19 protein-coding genes and 1 riboswitch are annotated in these 18818 nt (G+C 40.2%); all 19 genes read left to right on the forward strand.

Translation table 11 applies throughout. The annotated features are described in order from the left end of the window. Nucleotides 1-620 precede the first annotated feature (620 nt). The 19 genes from H8S17_RS04970 to H8S17_RS05060 all read left to right on the forward strand — a co-directional run bounded on the left by H8S17_RS04970 (nucleotide 621) and on the right by H8S17_RS05060 (nucleotide 18817). Entirely contained in the window at nucleotides 621-1409 is a 789-nt protein-coding gene (locus H8S17_RS04970) for a PocR ligand-binding domain-containing protein (RefSeq protein WP_207723369.1), read from the forward strand. Then, nucleotides 1402-3204: a sensor histidine kinase gene (locus tag H8S17_RS04975; protein WP_243237986.1), complete on the forward strand. Its 1803-nt coding sequence runs from the start codon at nucleotides 1402-1404 to the stop codon at nucleotides 3202-3204. The genes H8S17_RS04970 and H8S17_RS04975 overlap by 8 nt, the downstream gene beginning before the upstream one ends. Before the next feature lie 62 nt (nucleotides 3205-3266). Then, a riboswitch (THF riboswitch) is annotated at nucleotides 3267-3364 on the forward strand. Nucleotides 3365-3446: 82 nt separating this feature from the next. Continuing rightward, entirely contained in the window at nucleotides 3447-3947 is a 501-nt protein-coding gene (locus H8S17_RS04980; RefSeq protein WP_186866652.1) for a folate family ECF transporter S component, read from the forward strand. A 27-nt stretch (nucleotides 3948-3974) separates the two neighbouring features. Next, nucleotides 3975-4820, forward strand: coding sequence for a response regulator (locus tag H8S17_RS04985; protein ID WP_186866488.1), 846 nt, complete (start codon nucleotides 3975-3977; stop codon nucleotides 4818-4820). A gap of 28 nt (nucleotides 4821-4848) precedes the next feature. Beyond that, a complete protein-coding gene (locus tag H8S17_RS04990; protein WP_186866489.1) occupies nucleotides 4849-5244 on the forward strand; it encodes a LytR/AlgR family response regulator transcription factor in 396 nt (131 codons plus the stop codon). Nucleotides 5245-5359: 115 nt separating this feature from the next. Next, nucleotides 5360-6181: an undecaprenyl-diphosphate phosphatase gene (locus tag H8S17_RS04995; protein WP_243237977.1), complete on the forward strand. Its 822-nt coding sequence runs from the start codon at nucleotides 5360-5362 to the stop codon at nucleotides 6179-6181. 9 nt (nucleotides 6182-6190) lie between these two features. Further along, a complete protein-coding gene (gene glgX / locus H8S17_RS05000; RefSeq protein WP_186866490.1) occupies nucleotides 6191-8281 on the forward strand; it encodes a glycogen debranching protein GlgX in 2091 nt (696 codons plus the stop codon). Continuing rightward, entirely contained in the window at nucleotides 8274-8768 is a 495-nt protein-coding gene (locus H8S17_RS05005) for a DNA-deoxyinosine glycosylase (RefSeq protein ID WP_186866491.1), read from the forward strand. The genes glgX and H8S17_RS05005 overlap by 8 nt, the downstream gene beginning before the upstream one ends. 17 nt (nucleotides 8769-8785) lie before the next feature. Then, a complete protein-coding gene (greA, locus tag H8S17_RS05010; RefSeq protein WP_178052445.1) occupies nucleotides 8786-9289 on the forward strand; it encodes a transcription elongation factor GreA in 504 nt (167 codons plus the stop codon). Next, entirely contained in the window at nucleotides 9258-10097 is an 840-nt protein-coding gene (srtB, locus tag H8S17_RS05015) for a class B sortase (RefSeq protein WP_186866492.1), read from the forward strand. The genes greA and srtB overlap by 32 nt, the downstream gene beginning before the upstream one ends. A gap of 121 nt (nucleotides 10098-10218) precedes the next feature. Continuing rightward, nucleotides 10219-12408, forward strand: coding sequence for a bifunctional diguanylate cyclase/phosphodiesterase (locus tag H8S17_RS05020; protein WP_186866493.1), 2190 nt, complete (start codon nucleotides 10219-10221; stop codon nucleotides 12406-12408). 75 nt (nucleotides 12409-12483) lie between these two features. Continuing rightward, entirely contained in the window at nucleotides 12484-12873 is a 390-nt protein-coding gene (locus H8S17_RS05025) for a hypothetical protein (protein ID WP_243237978.1), read from the forward strand. A 79-nt stretch (nucleotides 12874-12952) separates the two neighbouring features. Further along, complete coding sequence (locus H8S17_RS05030) at nucleotides 12953-13330, forward strand: Asp23/Gls24 family envelope stress response protein (RefSeq protein WP_178052450.1); 378 nt, start codon at nucleotides 12953-12955, stop codon at nucleotides 13328-13330. 50 nt (nucleotides 13331-13380) lie between these two features. Next, a complete protein-coding gene (gene nusB / locus H8S17_RS05035; RefSeq protein WP_178052451.1) occupies nucleotides 13381-13773 on the forward strand; it encodes a transcription antitermination factor NusB in 393 nt (130 codons plus the stop codon). Beyond that, nucleotides 13770-15020, forward strand: coding sequence for an exodeoxyribonuclease VII large subunit (xseA, locus tag H8S17_RS05040; protein ID WP_186866495.1), 1251 nt, complete (start codon nucleotides 13770-13772; stop codon nucleotides 15018-15020). The genes nusB and xseA overlap by 4 nt, the downstream gene beginning before the upstream one ends. Beyond that, a complete protein-coding gene (gene xseB, locus H8S17_RS05045) occupies nucleotides 14998-15216 on the forward strand; it encodes an exodeoxyribonuclease VII small subunit (RefSeq protein WP_178051976.1) in 219 nt (72 codons plus the stop codon). The genes xseA and xseB overlap by 23 nt, the downstream gene beginning before the upstream one ends. 21 nt (nucleotides 15217-15237) lie before the next feature. Then, complete coding sequence (locus H8S17_RS05050) at nucleotides 15238-16125, forward strand: polyprenyl synthetase family protein (RefSeq protein WP_186866496.1); 888 nt, start codon at nucleotides 15238-15240, stop codon at nucleotides 16123-16125. Between the two features lie 11 nt (nucleotides 16126-16136). Beyond that, complete coding sequence (dxs, locus tag H8S17_RS05055; RefSeq protein WP_186866497.1) at nucleotides 16137-18017, forward strand: 1-deoxy-D-xylulose-5-phosphate synthase; 1881 nt, start codon at nucleotides 16137-16139, stop codon at nucleotides 18015-18017. After that, entirely contained in the window at nucleotides 18014-18817 is an 804-nt protein-coding gene (locus tag H8S17_RS05060; protein WP_186866498.1) for a TlyA family RNA methyltransferase, read from the forward strand. Before dxs ends, H8S17_RS05060 begins: the two co-directional genes overlap by 4 nt. Nucleotide 18818: the final 1 nt, after the last annotated feature.

Consider the following 18818-nt stretch of genomic DNA (forward strand, 5'->3'; position numbering starts at 1 on the left):
TGCCAATATTTATGCAAAAGAGTATAAATTATATTTGCCGGATAAAAAGCTGTTACAGAAAAAGCTAAAAGAATGGCTGGATGAAGAACAGAATTGATTCAGAGGGAGAGTGCTATCTGATGGGATAGCATTCTCCCGTTATTGTTATCTGCATAAGCCTTATACTGGAAGTGGTTCTTCGCATAGCAATTCATCATATTCCAATAAATCATCAAGCAGCAGTTCTTCAAGTAGTCATAACACTAAATCGACAGCAGGAAGCAATACGTCATCGTACAATAGCAGTACAAAGAGACGTTCTACTGGAACAAGCAGCTCAAATATCATTATAATCCGTTTTAAGACAGATTTGCAATCTGTCTTTTTGTCGTACCTTCCTTCATGAGTAAATCGTAAACATATCTGTAAAACGGTTTCACTGAGGCTCATCTGTAATTTGTTTCGCAAGAATTCACTCCCTATTTAACGTTAACTAAATGACATTGGGTGTGAACAGTAACATGTAAAGGCAGAGTAGTATGAATTCTACGGTATGCTGGTTGTAAAATCATACATTTTGTGCTATCCTAAAAGGAAGAGAGGGAAACTCATACTATATAAGAGGATGGAGAGATGCGATAATGGAATTGAAAGATTTTATGGATATGTCTAAATTGCAGAAGATTCAGGATGATTTTTCAAATGTGACAGGGTTAGCAGCTATAGCAGTGGATGTGAAGGGAGAGTATATCACAGAAGGAAGTAATTTTACAGATTTTTGTATGAAATATACCAGAGGTTCTGAAGAAGGGAACAGAAGATGTGTGAAGTGTGATAATGAATGTACAGGAACGTACTTTTGTCATGCAGGACTAATGGATTTTTCCGTAGATATTAAGATTGGAAATGAAAAAGTCGGTGCGATCATTGGCGGGCAGGTACTTCCGAATCCACCGGATGAAGAAAAGTTCAGACAGACAGCAGGGGAACTTGGAATCAATGCCGATGATTACATAGCAGCATTGCGGAAAGTACCGGTCAGTACAGAAGAACGTATCCGGGCATCGGCAGAACTGCTTGGAATGATCGTCAATCAGCTGGTCAATCTGGAATATTTTAAACATAACAATGTAGACAGGGTGGAACGGTTAAGTGATGAGATCCGCCAGTCAGAACAGCTTACAAGAACGATCAATGAAAGTACGGGCAAGTTAAAAGCAATTGCTAATAAACAGAGAATGTTAGCACTGAATGCAAGTATCGAAGCAGCGAGAAGTGGAGAAGCCGGCGTAGGATTTGCCGTTGTTGCAAAGAGTATGCAGGATCTGTCCTCGCAGTCTGCAGTGATCTATAATGATATAGAGAATAATACATCAGAGATCACAAAGACCATCTCGAAATTAGCAGAGCTCTTTGAACAGAATGAATAAGCCGTTATTTTCAAAAATCATATATGGTATAACTATCCTGCTTGCAGTCGTTAGCATGGTCTGTTTTATCAATGGAGATATCCGTTATAACCACTTGAACAAGGACAGGCTTCAACATATACAATTTATAGGAACATTTCACATTGGAGACGATAGAGAGGAACAGCCACTAACCGTTGAAAACCTCAACAAAGTCGGAGCAGTAGAAGATCTGACGATGACAGGTCATGTCTGTGAAGATGTAGAGGAAAATGAACAGTTATTTATCTATCTTAGAAGGATCAGTGTTGAAGTATATAAAAATGGAATACATATCTATTCTTATGGTGGAAACGACACGCACTTACCAAATGTGCGCTCTGCCGGAAATGTCTGGTGCAGTTTCTTTTCGGAAGGGCTTTCCACAGAAGATGAATTAACTTTAAAGTTCCATAATCCTTATCCTAGAAATTCTGCAAAAATATATTCTGTATGCCTGCAGAGATTCTATGTTGGGGATAAGATGGAACTGTTTTTGCATATGATTGGTAAAAAACTGCATATCGTGGTGATCTGCATGTTGATTCTTCTGTCAGGTATCGAATTACTGATCTTAGGTGTTACATTGCGGATCATGCATATACAGCAGGAGTGTGCGATTTTTTACTGTGGAATGTTTTTTATAGCATCTAGTATTTGGCTGTTGGTCGACTATTCATATATTTCTCTGATCATACCACGGGGAATGACCTTAGATGTTGTCGATACACTTGTTTTTATGAGTATACCGATATTAGGATTGGGTTATGGACAGAATTATCTGAATAATATAAAGATTAAAAAGATATTTTTTGCTTTAGAACATATTCTGTTATTTACAGCTATTTTATATATGGTTTTACAGGGATTTGGTATGGTAGATGGTGAAATGATGCAGGAATTATTTATGTTTCTGCTTCCGGTAACTTTTGGAATCACCTTTATCTGCCTGTTCACAGATATTCGGAAAAACGAAGATGCTTATGCTAGACTGGTACTATTTTCGGGGATGCTGCTGATCATTGCCGGTACAGTAGGTTATATCTGGTATGAGATCAGCGGTGTATATGGTATCACTTTATTTGGGGTTGGATTAGGCGGATTTGCATTGATACAGTATGTGATCGTGATGCTCAAGTTTAAAGAACGACATACGGCATGGGTAAAGACAAGAGATTTGGAAAAGGAACTTGTAGAAAGCCGCGTAGCGATCATGCTCAGTCAGATACAGCCGCATTTTCTATATAATTCGATCAGCTGCATACAGGAATTGTGCTTAATGGAGCCAAGGAAAGCTTATGATGCTTTAGCACAGTTTGCACATTTTCTGCGTGGTAATATGGATTCCTTGACGAGTACAGAACCGATCCCATTTGAACAGGAACTGCGGCATGTCAAGAACTATCTGGCATTAGAGAAGATCCGTTTTGATGAACGGCTGTCTGTTGTATACCAGATTGATGAAGAGGGATTTTTTATACCGGCATTGACAATACAGCCGATGGTCGAGAATGCCGTCCGCTATGGCATTAGTAAAAAACGGGCAGGAGGAACGGTCACAATCTCTACCCACAGAAGGGAAGATAAGATCGTGGTAACGATTGCAGACGATGGTGTGGGATTCGACCTTTCTAAACCGGTCGGACGCAGTGATGGACGAAGCCACATTGGTATAGAAAATGTCAGAAATCGTTTGAAGAGCCAGTGTAATGGAAGATTAGAAGTAAACAGCAGTCCGAAGGGAACAGTAGTAGATATTTTCCTGCCGGTGAATTAAAGATAAGGAAGCAGTTGCAGTATCAAAGATGATGTGGTACAATATCTTCCGTCGAAAATAAAAGCAGAGTAGAAGCTGGTGCGTTAAGTGTCATGTGAACAGGGAGTTGTCATGTGAACGAAAAGGAAATCTTGCGATACCAGCTTCGCATCCCGCTGCTACAACATAGAAGTGGTAGCCTTCTGGCGGTAGCATTTACGATCGACAATACAGATCCGTGCTACGGAAGAAAGGAGGAAGCCATGCATACAAAGATGAGTGTGAAGTCAATATCGATCATCGGGATTTTAGTTGCCATGGAAATTATTCTGGCCCGCTTTTCCATACATACATGGAATTTAAAGATCGGGTTCAGTTTTATTCCGGTTGTAGTGGCAGCTATTTTTTATGGTCCGGTTACAGCCGGATTAGTGGGAGCAATCGGAGATATTATGGGATATATCTTGTTTCCGGTTGGTGCATATTTCCCGGGATTTACATTGACAGCGTTTGTTACAGGCATGATCTTTGGATTCTTTTTAAGAAAAAGTCAGTCTGTGCTAAATGTAGTCCTTGCAGTACTTTGCGTACAGATATTTGTAAGCCAGTTTATGAATACATATTGGATTTCATTCCTATATGGAAGTCCTTACTGGGCATTGTTTGCAACAAGGATCTATCAGACAGCAGCAATGATCGCTGTAGAGATCATCAGTACACTTTTGATCGTAAAAAAAGTAGTACCGGTATTGACAAGAGAATGATCATACCGGAGATAGGAGAGAGGTATTATGCATCTGTTGGCAGTTGACGATGAAAAGCTGGCATTATTACATTTGACAAATATATTAGAAGAAATGTTCCCGAATGATACTGTGACTGGATTTTCAGACCAGATTGAGGCTCTTGCTTTTGCAAAAGAATTAATGGAAAAAAAGGAGCAGTTGGAATTTTTATTTTTAGATATTGAAATGTATGGAATGTCAGGAATAGAACTTGCCAGACAGTTTAAGGACATTTGTCCGGAGGTGAAGATCTTATTTGTGACCGGACATGATAATTATGCATTAGAAGCATTCCGCTTACATGCAAGAGGTTATATCCTAAAGCCGGTCACAAGAGAATTGATCGAAGAAGAAATGCAGAATATCGAAGGGTATTCCCAGTCAGAAAGACAGCAGCGTATGCAGGGGGAAACAGAGAAGAAAAAGGTCACTGTGCGTACATTTGGCAATTTTGATATTTATGCAGGGGACGAGCCCCTGCAGTTTTCAAGAAGTAAAGCCAAAGAGCTGCTTGCCTTTCTGGTGGATAAGAAGGGAACCGGAGTCAATACAGCAGAGATCAGTTCTATTTTATGGGAAGATAAGGCATATGACAGAAGCCTTAGAAACCAGACGCAGACGGTAATCTCACAGATGATGAGGAACTTAAAAGCAGCCGGGATAGAAGACTGTGTGATCAAAAAATGGAATTATCTTGCGATCGATCCTGAGCGGATTGACTGTGATTATTATAATTTCCTTGCCGGAGATGTCAGGGCGATCAACTCCTATACCGGGGAATATATGTCAAATTACAGCTGGGCAGAATTTACAACGGCATATTTAGATGACATGCTGTTAAAGGAACGATAAGACTTGATGTACTTATGGTGTACTTTTTATGATACAATATAATGTATTAGAGAGAAATGGAGGCAGGGAGATGGTCATTCTAGTCGTGGATAACGATATGGAGAATCTCTGTAATCTGGAACAATGGATTAAAGCCTGTAGAAGTGAAGATGAGATCATCAGTTTTTCGAATTCTGTTCTGGCATTAGAGTACATAGAAGAGCATGAAGTAGATATTCTTTTTACAGAAGTGAAGATGGCAGGAGCGACAGGGTTTATCCTGACGAAGCATTTGAAGAATAAGAATAATAATTCTTATGTGATCTTTATGACAGATTCCCCGACCTATGCGATGAATGCATGGGAAGCACATGTCAATGGTTATGTCTTAAAGCCGTTAAATCAGAACAAGATTGAAGTTGAATTAGAATATGCAGATGTTTAGATACAAAAGAATCTCAGTTTTGGGGATTCTTTTTTCGATTACGGATATCTATTGAAAAGCTATGGAAAAAGAGATAAGATAAGCAAAGAAACCTATAAAAATAATGGAGGATATTATGTTAGAACTATTACAAGCAATCTTTTTTGGAATCGTGGAGGGAATTACAGAGTGGCTGCCGATCAGCAGTACGGGGCATCTGATCCTTTTAAATGAATTTATCAGCTTAGATGTATCAGATGCATTTTTTAGTATGTTTGAAGTCGTGATACAGCTTGGTGCGATCCTTGCGGTCGTTGTATTGTTCATTAAGGAAATCTGGCCATTTTCAACCAAAGAAAAGTATTTTATCAAAAAAGACACCTTTATCATGTGGTTTAAGATCGTTGTGGCATGCATACCGGCAGCAATCATTGAACTGGCATTCGGTGATGTGATCGAAGAATTATTTTATAATTATATCGTGATCGCACTGGCACTGATCATCTTTGGTATCGCTTTTATCTGGATTGAGAACAGAAACCAGTTAAGAAAGCCAAAGATGAACAGCATTGCGGAAATCACATGGAAAACAGCATTTATGATCGGAATGTTTCAGGTGATCGCAGCCGTATTTCCGGGAACGAGCCGTTCCGGTGCTACTATACTTGGCGGTATCTTATTAGGTGTATCAAGAAGTGTGGCAGCAGAATTTACATTCTTTTTAGCGATTCCGGTCATGTTCGGTGCAAGTCTGATCAAAGTATTGGAATTTGGAAGTACATTTTCTTCCACAGAACTGATGATACTATGTGCCGGTATGCTGACAGCATTTCTGGTATCTGTCATTGTGATTCGCTTTTTGATGGGATATATCAAAAAACATGATTTTAAAGTGTTCGGATGGTATCGAATCATACTTGGGGCACTTGTACTTATTTATTTTACATTTATCAGATAGGAGAAGGGCATGAAGCGTCTAGTATCAGAAGCAAAATACCATTTGATACCGTTAAATGAGATTGGCGGGTATCAGGTCAGACCGGGAATCTATGAGATCAACGGTGCAACGGCGATTCCGGGTGGTGTCAATTTTACGATCCATTCAAATCAGGCAACCGGTTGTGAACTGTTATTATTCCACAGAGAAGAAAATGAACCTTATACCGTCATACCATTTCCGGAAAATTACCGGATCGGAAATGTCTATTCGATGATCGTATTCGGACTTCAGATTCAGGAATTTGAATATGCATACCGCATAGATGGACCATACTGCCCGAAACAGGGGCTTTTGTTTGATAAAAACAGGATTTTGTTAGATCCTTATGCAAAAGCAGTAACCGGACAGAGTGTATGGGGCGAAAAACGAAAAAGTGCCGGTAATCAGTATCATGCAAGAGTCGTAAGGGATGATTTTGACTGGGAAGATGCAAAACCGCTGTTGACACCGTTAGAAGATACGGTGATCTATGAAATGCATGTACGCGGATTTACAAAAGACGCTTCATCAGGGGTAAAGTGTCCGGGTACATTTGCAGGAATCTATGAAAAAATCCCATATTTAAAAGAATTAGGTGTGACAGCCATTGAGTTTATGCCGATCTTTGAATTTGATGAACTGCGGGATGCAAGAGAATATCAGGGAAACCGGCTGCTAAATTACTGGGGATATAATACGGTCAGCTTTTTTGCACCAAATACCAGTTATGCAGCAGGAATTGAATATAATCAGGAAGGAAATGAATTAAAACATCTGATCAAAACATTGCATGAAAATGGAATGGAAGTCTATTTAGATGTTGTCTTTAACCATACGGCAGAAGGCAATGAAAATGGACCTGTGATCTCTTTTAAGGGACTTGATAACCAGATCTATTATATGCTCACACCGGAAGGTTATTATTATAATTTCAGTGGTTGTGGAAATACACTAAACTGCAATCACCCAATCGTGCAGCAGATGATCTTAGAATGTCTGCGTTACTGGGTGATCAGTTACCGCATTGATGGATTCCGTTTTGACCTTGCAAGTATTTTAGGAAGAAATGAGGACGGCTCACCGATGAGCAAGCCTCCGCTTTTACAGTCTTTGGCATTTGATCCGATCCTGGGAAATGTCAAACTGATCGCAGAAGCGTGGGATGCTGGTGGATTGTATCAGGTCGGCAATTTCCCATCATGGAACAGATGGGTAGAGTGGAATGGAAAATACAGAGATGATATGCGGGCATTTTTGAAAGGAGATCTTGGTAAGGCAGAGTGTGCAGTTACCAGGATGTTCGGTTCAAAAGATCTGTATCATGGAAAATTAGGCAATACGACATCGGTGAATTTTATTACCTGCCACGATGGGTTTACATTGTATGACCTCTATGCATACAATCAGAAACACAACGAAGCGAATGGATGGAGTAATTCTGATGGGGCAAATGACAATGCAAGCTGGAACTGTGGCATCGAAGGAGAAACAGAAGATGAAGGTGTGAACTGCTTACGCCTGCGCATGATGAAAAATGCGGCAGCCGTACTGTTATTAAGCCGTGGTGTACCGATGTTTTTAGCAGGGGACGAATTTGGCAATACGCAGTTTGGCAATAATAATCCTTATTGTCAGGATAATATCATTTCATGGCTTGACTGGAATCTTTTAAAAAAGAACAAACAGTTATTTGATTTTTTTAAAGCGATGATCGCATTCCGTAAAAAGCATGATCCGGTGCGGAAATATACACCTGTCTGTGAAATGGGATTTCCTGCGATGAGTGCACACGATGTCAGTCCATGGGAAGACCATTTTAAGGAAGATTCGCATTATATCGGATTGATGTATGCCGGAAGAACGAATGGAAAAGATGACTGTATCTATGTGGCTGTGAATACCTACTGGGAGCCGCTTCATGTAAAACTGCCGAGTCTGCCGCTTAATATGCGCTGGTATCAGGTCGCAGATACCTATGAAGCAGACAGTATCATGGAAAATGGCATCTTAGTTTCCGAAGATATTTATGTGAGAGAACGTTCTGTCATGGTATTCGAGGTGAGAAACGTATATGAATGAAACACATCAGGTTCACGAATTTGAACCGGAATATGAAAAAGATTCTAAAATACTGATACTTGGAAGTTTTCCTTCCGTGAGATCAAGGGAAGTAAAGTTTTATTACGGGCATCCGAAAAACCGCTTCTGGAAATTATTAGCAGCTTTATATGATGATCACAAGCCACAGACAATCGAGGAGAAAAAAATGTTTTTAAAGGCACATAAGATCGCTTTATGGGATGTGATCGAAAGCTGTGACATCATAGGTTCTTCCGACAGCAGTATCCGAAATGTGGTTCCGAATGATATTGCAGGAGTCTTAGTACAGACGAACATCAAAAAAATCTATGCAAATGGAAAAACAGCGGAAAAACTTTACAAAAAATATATCGAACCTGTGACCAGACAAGAGATCACCGGACTTCCCTCTACAAGTCCGGCAAATGCAGCCTGTTCCTTTGAACGGCTGATGGAAGTATGGAAACAGATCCTTACGGTAGAATAAAAAGGGAGAAAAATAAAATGTATGATGAACTGACCAAAAAAGATATCGAAAAAATGGAAGAAGAAATCGAATACCGGAAATTAGTCGTGCGGAAAGAAGCACTAGAAGCAGTCAAAGAAGCACGTTCCCATGGTGATCTGAGTGAAAATTTTGAATATCATGCAGCAAAAAAAGATAAAAACCAGAATGAGAGCCGTATCCGTTATTTAGAGAGAATGATAAAGACTGCAAAAGTTGTATCCGAAGATTCTAAAGAAGATGAAGTCGGCATCAATAATACAGTACAGGTTTATTTTGAAGATGATGATGAAACAGAAGAATTTACGATCGTGACGACAGTCCGGGGTAATTCCCTAAAAGGACTGATCAGTACAGAATCACCGATCGGAAAGGCGGTATTCGGACATAAAGCCGGGGACCGTGTAGAAGTCAAAGTCAATGATGATTACAGCTATTATGTACAGATCAAAGCAATCGGAAAACAGGTAGATGATGAAAAGATCAGTATCCGCAAGTTCTAAAAAACGCTATGTATCGATACTGCTTGGAATACTCTGCATCGGGATCGCAGTTTTTCTGTTGTGGCATATGCAGTCAGAGTATAAAGAAAGTGACCGGTTTTATCAGAAGTTAGAAGGCAGGGCATTAAAAAAAGATGCAGGCAGTCAGCAAAGTAAGCAAAATGAACAAAATGAGCAGATGGTTCAAAAAGCAGAGGATTCAGAAAAACAGGCATCTGCGGCAGATACAGCTTCACTAGAAATTGATTTTGATGCATTAAAACAGGTTAATGGAGATATCATCGGCTGGATCCTGTTTGACAACAATGGGATCAGTTATCCGATCTTACAGGGAAAGGATAATGAAAAATATCTGTACCGGTTAGCAGATGGAACAAAAAGCAAAGCCGGAAGTATCTTTATGGATGCAGCCTGCTCACCGGATTTTTCAGATGCACATACGATCATCTATGGGCATAATATGAAAAATTTAAGCATGTTTGGAAAATTAAAATGGTATCGGACGAAACGTGGGTATTATGAAAATAACCGCTATTTTACGATCTATACACCGGATCAGGTGCTTCGGTATGAGATTTTTTCATGGTATGAAGCAAGCGCAGATGATATGGTATATCAGGTTGGTTTTCAGCCGGATAGATTTTTCTTGACATTTGTAGAGGAAATGGTAAAAAGAAGCAGCCGGAATACAGGTGTTACAGTAGATGAAAATGATAAGATCGTAACACTTTCAACCTGTTCTGCGAATGGAAAGCGGTTTGTGGTACATGGGAAGCTTTGCAGTTGCTGTTCACACTGTCAGGTGTGAACAGCAACGCTGTGTATCCATCAGCCATAATATACACATAATAATAATAGACGTTCAGGTAAAAATGATGTAATATAGTTATGGAACTATTTGTTACATGGGGAATAGTGAGGAAAAGCATATGAGAACAGAGCTTTTAGAGCGTCTGCAAAAGAAAAAAAGATACATTATCGTGCCGATCATGTTATTGGTTGTGATCATTCTTGTTGTTGTATCCGGAACTGTTTATACACGTAAGCTGACGATCACGAGAATGAAAGAATCGCTGCGTGATCAGGTACAGAACCAGACAACAGCAATGAAGGATAAGATCGAGGGAAAGATGTCTTTATTGGGTGGTCTGGCAGTTACGATCACAGAACAGGAACTGACAGATTATTATGCCATGATTGAGAAAACCGGTGTGTTTGAAAAAAAGACAGATTTTTCAGAGATTGCTTTTATTACCGCAGATGCCAGAGTATACAGCAATACAGGGGAAACGTGGGTATTATCAGATAAAAAACATTTCTATTCCTGCATGAATGGCTCTTATGAGATTGATAAATTAAAGGAACATGGACGTGAAAATGATATCGGGATTTTTGTGCCGATCAGGGTGAACAACAGAATCTCCGGTGTATTGTTAGGCATATATCCGCAGGAAAAATTTCAGGAACTATTTCAGGAAACAGGTGCAGGTATCAGTGATGTATCTTATATCATAGATTTTGAAGAAGGGCTGGTTGTCAAAACAGATGCAGCAGAACCATGGGAATCCATTGCAGACCAGATATCAAAAGAACAGAGTGGTGATATCAGCTATAGTATAGACGGTGAACACAGATACGGAGCACTTGAACCGATCGGCATGAATAACTGGTATGTACTTACTGTTCTTCGGGAAAAAGTCATATATCAAAAGAGCAGTGAAAATATGAAGATATTTTCCTATATGCTGTCTGTGATCTTAGCAGCAGGGATAGGAATTACGGTCTATCTTGTGTTTACAGAACACAGACAGGAAAAACAGGCAAGGGAAGAGGCAGAAGAAATGCGTTATGTCCTTGAACATGATGATATGACAGGTGTTCTGACAGAAGGTGAATTTCAAAACAGGGTAAGACAGCGTCTGCTTGATGCAGAAGCGAAGGAATACTGTATTATCTATCTGGATATATTTAAATTTAAACTTGTTAATGAAATGTTTGGTTACGAAAAAGGGGACAGGCTCCTTAAGGTATTAGCAAGGGAACTAGACCATCTTACTGCGGAAAATGATGGGTTGTGCGGCAGGATCAGTGGGGATAAATTTATTCTGTTTCTACCATATGACCGGACATTATTACAGGTATTTTCTACCAGAAAAGAAGTGATGCCGAGAATCCTGCCGATCGAGATCTATCTGCATTATGGAATCTATATCATTGAAAAAACGCAACTTCCGGTAGCAGCAATGATCGACTGTGCACATATCGCACAAAAGACCATTAAGGGGAATTATGATAATTATATTGCATGGTATGATGAAAAACTAAAGCAGCAGATCATACGGGAGCAGGAGATCATCAATTCCATGGCACAGGCTTTAGCAGATGGGGAGTTTACGATTTATTTGCAGCCACAGTATCATTACAGGGATCGTATGATACATGGCTGTGAAGCGTTGGTACGCTGGATCAGCCCGGCAAAAGGGATTATCAGTCCCGGAGACTTTATCCCGCTTTTTGAACGGAATGGATTTATCATCAAATTAGATGAAAATGTATGGGAACAGGCATGTGTACTGCTGCAGAAATGGATCAAAGAAGGAAAAGAACCGCTGCCGATCTCAATCAATGTGTCAAGGGCAGATCTGCTGCGCGGAAATGTATCGGCAAAATTAAAAAGCCTGATCAGAAAATATGGTCTGACGACAGATCTGTTGCATGTGGAGATCACAGAATCTGCATATATGGATAATCCACAGAAACTGATCTTAGAGATCAACCAGTTAAGAGAAGAAGGTTTTCTTGTAGAGATGGATGATTTCGGAAGTGGATATTCGTCTTTAAATATGTTAAAAGACCTGCCAATCAATGTCTTAAAGACGGATTTGAAATTTTTGGATAACAAAGGCATCGCAGAGCGCAGGGAGCAGATCTTAGACAGCGTGATCAAAATGGCACATGAGATGGGACTGACTGTAGTAGCAGAAGGTGTGGAAACAAAAGAACAGGCGGAACACCTAAACGGATTAGATTGTGAGATCATGCAGGGATATTATTTTGCGAAGCCGATTCCGATCAGTGAATTTGAACAATTAGCATATGGTACATTAGAAAAAACTTGATGATACAGGCAGAAGCGGGTATACTGTTACTGTTCGTCACATGGACATATACAGATATCAGAGGACATGGAGGATATGATGAAATTTAATTGTAAGATATATTTAGAAGCGGAAGATGTAGCACAGTCAAGGATTCTTTCTACAACATCTTATGTAAAAAATCTGATCGCAAATTGCAATAATTCCTATATCAGCAGATTACAGATTGATGATGAGAATGATTTAGATGATTTTATCATCCGGCTGTATGCAGAAGCAGAGATTATAGAAGATACTGTTACAGATGAAAAAGCAGCAGAGATGTTAGCACCGCATTTAGCAGAACTTCTGACAGAGATCGCACAGGCACAGTCGTATCTGGATATGGAAGGGAGTTTTCAGGTAGAATATCAGGAGTTGAAAGAAGCGTATACGTTTAAATCAGAACAAGGGGATTCATTCTGTGATTTTGCAGAAGCAGAATAAAAAGAGAATATTTTTTTTGTTTCCAAAAAGAGAATAATTTGCTATAATACTATTATTATATCACTTAGGAGGTATTAAAATGGCTGAGGATAGAAAAGGATTTAAGATCAAAGACGATAAATTAGGCGAAGTAAAGATCGCAGACGAAGTAGTGGCGATCATTGCAGGGCTGGCAGCTACTGAAGTAGAGGGTGTCAGTTCCATGGCAGGGAATATAACAAATGAATTAGTAAGTAAACTTGGAATGAAGAACCTTTCAAAGGGCATCCGGGTAGAAGTGATAGATGGTGTTGTCAGTGTTGATGTTGCACTGAATATCGCGTATGGCTACACGATCATTGATGTATCTTCTAAGGTACAGGAGAAAGTCAAGAGTGCGATCGAGAATATGACAGGGCTTGAAGTGTCCGGTGTAAATATCAGAATTGCCAGTGTGGATATGGGAAAGAGCAGATAAAGTGTGCGTCATGCGCACACTTTTTACTTTATTAGGAAGGAAGAACTACAATGACACGACGAGAAATCAGAGAGCAGGTATTTCAGATCTTATTCCGTATAGAATTTCATCAGGGAGAAGATTTATCAGAGCAGTTAAAATATCAGACTGAAGAAGGAGAAACTGCGGATGCAGATGCTGTCTATATTCAGAACAAGATTGATGCAGTCATTGCAAATATCACACAGATCGATGAAATGATCAATGAAGCTGCAACCGGCTGGAAGACCAGCCGCATGGGAAAAGTCGATCTGACACTTTTACGTCTGGCAGTTTATGAGATCAAGTTTGAAGAAGATATTCCTACGAAAGTAGCGATCAATGAAGCCGTAGAATTAGCAAAAAGATATGGAACAGACAGTTCACCGGCATTTGTGAATGGTGTCTTAGCAAAGATCGCATGAGAAAAAACACATATTCGGTAAGTCAGGTCAATGCTTACATCAAAAATATGTTTGCACAGGATTTTATGCTTCATAGTATCTGCATAAAAGGAGAGATCTCAAACTGTAAATATCATTCGACAGGACATATCTATTTTACGGTCAAAGATGAAAAAGCAGCCATACCGGCTGTTATGTTTTTGGGAAACCGCAAGGGATTAGGATTTAGAATGAAAGATGGGGATAAGGTACTTATCACCGGTTCGATCGAAGTCTATGAACGGGACGGAAAATACCAGCTCTATGCAAGAGAGATCCAAAAAGACGGCGAAGGTGATCTGTTTCTTAAGTATGAAGCGTTAAAGAAAACGCTTGAAGAAATGGGAATGTTCGCTCGTGAATACAAAAAAGCAATTCCAAAGTACATAAAGACACTTGGGATCGTTACCGCTTCTACCGGAGCTGCAATACAGGATATCCGCAATATCGCAGGAAGAAGGAATCCTTATGTGCAGCTGATCTTATATCCTGCAAAAGTGCAGGGAGAAGGAGCAGCGGAGAGCATTGTCAATGGTATACGGGCATTAGAGGACAGACAGGTGGATGTTATCATCGTAGGACGTGGCGGAGGATCGATCGAAGATCTCTGGGCATTTAATGAGGAGATCGTGGCGCGTGCGATCTTTGAATGTGAAATACCTGTCATTTCTGCGGTAGGACATGAAACAGATGATACGATCGCAGATTTTGTTTCTGACCTGCGTGCACCGACACCTTCGGCAGCTGCTGAACTTGCAGTCTATGATGTGCAGGAGCTGATGTATGATATGCAGGCCCTAGAACGCAGATTAAACTTTTTGATGAAACAGAAACAGGAACTGACACGTAGCAGGTATCTTGGATATTTTAACCGTTTACAGTTAAAAAGCCCAAAGAACCAGTTGAATAGCGAAAGACAGTATGCAGCAGGTTTAGAAGAACGGCTCTGTCAGAAGATGAAAGAGAAACTCACAGAGAGCAGGCATCGGCTTCGTATGTTATCAGAACGCATCGATGGAGTTTCACCGGCGAAGAAATTAAGTCAGGGACTTGCATTTGTAGTAGATGGATCAGGAAAACGTATCAGTGATATCCAAAGCGTCAGAAAAGGAGATATCATGCAGGTACATTTGCAGGACGGCAGGATCATGGCAGAAGTGACAGCGGTCATTCCTGATAAAAATAATAAAAAGAAGGGCAGTCGTGATGGCAGAGAAACGGACAGCTAATTTAGAGGATTTATTTACGGAGATCGAAGAAATCTTAAATCATATGGAATCGAGCGAGATATCGTTAGAAGATTCTTTCCGGCTATATGAAACAGGTATGAAAAAGCTGAAACAGTGCAATGATAAGATAGATAAGGTTGAGAAGAAAATGCTTGTGATAAATGAGCAGGGTGAGTTAGAATCATTTGAAGGATAAGAGGAAGTGGAGGATTGACATATGGATATGCAGTTAGAGTTGACATACAGGGCACAGGAGATTGAAAAACTGATACAAAGATATCTTCCGGAAGAAAAAGGATACCAGAAGACAATCTTAGAAGCGATGAATTACAGTATGTTAGCAGGTGGAAAGCGTCTGCGTCCGATGTTAATGATCGAAACCTATAAATTGTTTGCAGGAAGTTCAAAGAGTATCGAACCCTTTGCAGCAGCGATCGAGATGATACACACGTATTCATTAGTACATGATGATCTGCCGGCAATGGATAATGATGAATACCGCAGAGGGAAAAAAACAACACACAGCGTATATGGCGAAGCCATGGGGATCTTAGCCGGAGATGCCCTGCTTAATTATGCATATGAAACAGCAGCAACGGCATTTTCTTTAGATACAGATCATGTGGCAGACGCGAAAGCATTTCAGATACTTACGAAAAAGGCAGGAGTCTATGGGATGGTCGGCGGTCAGACAGTCGATGTGGAATCCGAAGGACAGGAGATTTCCCGTGATAAGTTAGATTTTATCTACCGCTTAAAAACAGGAGCACTGATCGAGGCATCCATGCTGATCGGAGCAGTTTTAGCAAAAGCAACAGAAGAAGAACAGCAGATCATTGAAAAAGTTGCAGGAGAAGTTGGCCTGGCATTCCAGATACAGGACGATATTTTAGATGTGACAAGTACATTAGAAGTTCTTGGAAAACCGATTGGCAGCGATAAAAAGAACCATAAAGCAACTTATGTTGCATTTGAAGGAATTGAAAAGGCAAAAGAAGAAGTAGAACGTCTCTCTGTGGATGCAATGGATCAGATCGCATCTTTATCTGAGAAAAATCCATTTTTGATTGAACTATTACGATATTTGATACATCGGGAAAAATAGAGGTGCCGGTTATGGTATTGGAGAAGATAAAGCAGGAAAATGACATTAAGAAACTAAGCAAAGCAGAACTGCCGGTATTAGCAGATGAGATCCGGGATTTCCTGATCCGGAAAATATCAGTTTCAGGAGGACATCTTGCATCGAATCTGGGTGTTGTGGAACTGACAATGGCATTACACTTAGCATTTGACCTGCCAAAGGACAAAATTGTATGGGATGTGGGACATCAGGCTTATACACATAAGATCTTAACAGGACGTAAAGCCGGATTTGATGAACTGCGTCAGTATGGGGGAATGAGCGGATTCCCAAAGAGAAAAGAAAGTGACTGTGACTGCTTTGATACAGGACACAGTTCTACATCAATTTCAGTAGGACTTGGCTATGCATTAGCACGGCAGATCAAAGGAGAAGATTACAAAGTGGTATCGGTGATCGGTGACGGTGCATTGACAGGTGGAATGGCATATGAAGCTTTGAATAATGCTTCTAGGATACGTTCTAATTTTATTATCGTATTAAATGATAACAAAATGTCAATATCTGAGAATGTCGGCGGTCTTTCGAAGCATTTAAGCAATCTTAGGACAGCAGAGTCTTATCAGGAGATCAAGACGGGAGTGGCAAATTCTCTGAGCCGGATACCGATCTATGGAGAGAATATCGTAGAACGAATCAGACGGACCAAAAGTGGTATCAAACAGCTTTTTGTTCCGGGTATGCTTTTTGAAAATATGGGGATCCTGTATTTAGGACCTGTAGACGGACATGATACAGCCGCCATAGTCAAAGTATTAAAAGAAGCGTCCCGTCTGCAGGGACCGGTACTTGTACATGTGATCACAAAAAAAGGGAAAGGCTATCTTCCGGCAGAACGGCATCCGGCGAGATTTCATGGAACAGAACCGTTTGACATTGATACCGGACTTCCGGTTAAGAACCGTTTAAAAGCCAATTATACCGACATTTTTTCAACGGTCATGCGTAAATTAGGCGACAGGGACGAAAAGGTCATTGCGATCACTGCTGCAATGACAGATGGAACCGGACTGAAACGTTTTCACAATATGTTCCCGGATCGTTTTTTTGATGTCGGGATCGCAGAAGAACACGCAGTTACATTTGCAGCAGCATTAGCGGCTGCAGGTTTAAAACCGGTTGTTGCAGTTTATTCTTCTTTTTTACAGCGGGCATATGACCAGATCTTGCATGATGTCTGTATACAGAATCTTCCGGTTGTCTTTGCCATTGACAGGGCAGGGTTAGTAGGAAGTGATGGGGAAACCCATCAGGGGATCTTTGATTTGTCTTATTTGTCAAGTATTCCGAACATGACGATCATGGCACCGAAGAATAAATGGGAACTTTCCGATATGGTCAAGTTTGCAGTTGACTTTCCGACACCGGTGGCAATCCGTTATCCAAGAGGTGAAGCATATGACGGATTAAAGGAATTCCGTGCACCGGTTGAATTTGGAAAAAGTGAAATGCTCTATGAGGAGAGTAGCATTGCATTAGTGGCACTCGGCAGCATGGTAAAAACAGCCGAAGAAGTCAGAGATGAACTGAAACAAAAAGGATATGCAGTTACGCTTGTGAATATGCGTTTTGCAAAGCCGTTAGATACAGAAATGTTAGAAAAATTAGCAGATACACATAAGCTTGTCGTCACATTAGAAGAAAATGTGATAAGTGGTGGATTTGGAGAGCATGTGACAGAATTTTACAGCCAGAAGCAGTCAGAGGTACAGTTGATCAATATTGCGATCGGGGATACTTATGTGGAACATGGAAATGTTGAAATTTTACGCAGGGAAACAGGCATCGATAAAGAATCTATCATAGAGAGGATTTTTAACGAATATATCAATATAGGACAGGTAGATAAATGAAAGAACGTTTAGATGTATTATTGGTAAAACAGGGACTTGCACCTTCCAGAGAAAAGGCAAAGACCATGATCATGGAGGGAAATGTATTTGTAGACAATAACCGTGAAGACAAAGCCGGCAGTATGTTTAAGGAAGATGCAAAGATCGAGATCCATGGAAATACCTTAAAATATGTCAGCAGAGGCGGTTTGAAATTAGAAAAAGCAATGACACATTTTGGAATCACCTTAGAGCAGAAGATCTGTATGGATATCGGTGCATCTACAGGTGGTTTTACGGATTGTATGCTGCAAAATGGTGCGAAAAAAGTCTATGCAGTCGATGTCGGCTATGGGCAGTTCGCATGGAAATTAAGACAGGATGAGCGTGTTGTCTGTATGGAAAAGACAAATATCCGTTATGTGACACCTGAGGATATTGCAGATGCATTGGATTTTGCTTCTGTAGATGTGTCATTTATCTCATTGACAAAAGTATTAGAGCCGGCAAAGGCACTTTTGACAGATGGCGGTGAAATGGTCTGTCTGATCAAACCGCAGTTTGAGGCAGGCAGGGAAAAAGTAGGAAAAAAAGGCGTCGTCAGGGATAAAGCTGTCCATAAAGAAGTGATCGAAAAGGTCATTGACTATGCAGGAAGTTTAGGTTTTTCCATTTTAAATCTGGAATATTCACCAATCAAAGGTCCGGAGGGAAATATTGAATATTTAGTATATATCAAAAAGAATGGGGAAGGAAATATGGAAGAAGCTGTAGATATTGATGAAGTGGTAAATGCAGCACATTCCACATTAGACAAATAGA

Source organism: Roseburia zhanii (assembly GCF_014287635.1).
Taxonomy (GTDB): domain Bacteria; phylum Bacillota; class Clostridia; order Lachnospirales; family Lachnospiraceae; genus Roseburia_B; species Roseburia_B zhanii.

Excerpts from the sequence above, each read along its gene's own strand:
- H8S17_RS05020 (WP_186866493.1), top strand. The coding sequence starts at position 10,219 with ATGAGAACAGAGCTTTTAGAGCGTCTGCAAAAGAAAAAAAGATACATT.
- xseB (WP_178051976.1), top strand. The coding sequence starts at position 14,998 with ATGGCAGAGAAACGGACAGCTAATTTAGAGGATTTATTTACGGAGATC.
- H8S17_RS05060 (WP_186866498.1), top strand. The coding sequence starts at position 18,014 with ATGAAAGAACGTTTAGATGTATTATTGGTAAAACAGGGACTTGCACCT.
- srtB (WP_186866492.1), top strand. The coding sequence starts at position 9,258 with ATGATGAAAAGATCAGTATCCGCAAGTTCTAAAAAACGCTATGTATCG.
- H8S17_RS04985 (WP_186866488.1), top strand. The coding sequence starts at position 3,975 with ATGCATCTGTTGGCAGTTGACGATGAAAAGCTGGCATTATTACATTTG.
- H8S17_RS04990 (WP_186866489.1), top strand. The coding sequence starts at position 4,849 with ATGATACAATATAATGTATTAGAGAGAAATGGAGGCAGGGAGATGGTC.
- glgX (WP_186866490.1), top strand. The coding sequence starts at position 6,191 with ATGAAGCGTCTAGTATCAGAAGCAAAATACCATTTGATACCGTTAAAT.
- H8S17_RS05005 (WP_186866491.1), top strand. The coding sequence starts at position 8,274 with ATGAATGAAACACATCAGGTTCACGAATTTGAACCGGAATATGAAAAA.
- H8S17_RS05050 (WP_186866496.1), top strand. The coding sequence starts at position 15,238 with ATGGATATGCAGTTAGAGTTGACATACAGGGCACAGGAGATTGAAAAA.
- nusB (WP_178052451.1), top strand. The coding sequence starts at position 13,381 with ATGACACGACGAGAAATCAGAGAGCAGGTATTTCAGATCTTATTCCGT.
- H8S17_RS04980 (WP_186866652.1), top strand. The coding sequence starts at position 3,447 with ATGCATACAAAGATGAGTGTGAAGTCAATATCGATCATCGGGATTTTA.
- H8S17_RS05025 (WP_243237978.1), top strand. The coding sequence starts at position 12,484 with ATGATGAAATTTAATTGTAAGATATATTTAGAAGCGGAAGATGTAGCA.
- dxs (WP_186866497.1), top strand. The coding sequence starts at position 16,137 with ATGGTATTGGAGAAGATAAAGCAGGAAAATGACATTAAGAAACTAAGC.
- H8S17_RS04970 (WP_207723369.1), top strand. The coding sequence starts at position 621 with ATGGAATTGAAAGATTTTATGGATATGTCTAAATTGCAGAAGATTCAG.
- H8S17_RS04975 (WP_243237986.1), top strand. The coding sequence starts at position 1,402 with ATGAATAAGCCGTTATTTTCAAAAATCATATATGGTATAACTATCCTG.
- xseA (WP_186866495.1), top strand. The coding sequence starts at position 13,770 with ATGAGAAAAAACACATATTCGGTAAGTCAGGTCAATGCTTACATCAAA.
- H8S17_RS04995 (WP_243237977.1), top strand. The coding sequence starts at position 5,360 with ATGTTAGAACTATTACAAGCAATCTTTTTTGGAATCGTGGAGGGAATT.
- H8S17_RS05030 (WP_178052450.1), top strand. The coding sequence starts at position 12,953 with ATGGCTGAGGATAGAAAAGGATTTAAGATCAAAGACGATAAATTAGGC.
- greA (WP_178052445.1), top strand. The coding sequence starts at position 8,786 with ATGTATGATGAACTGACCAAAAAAGATATCGAAAAAATGGAAGAAGAA.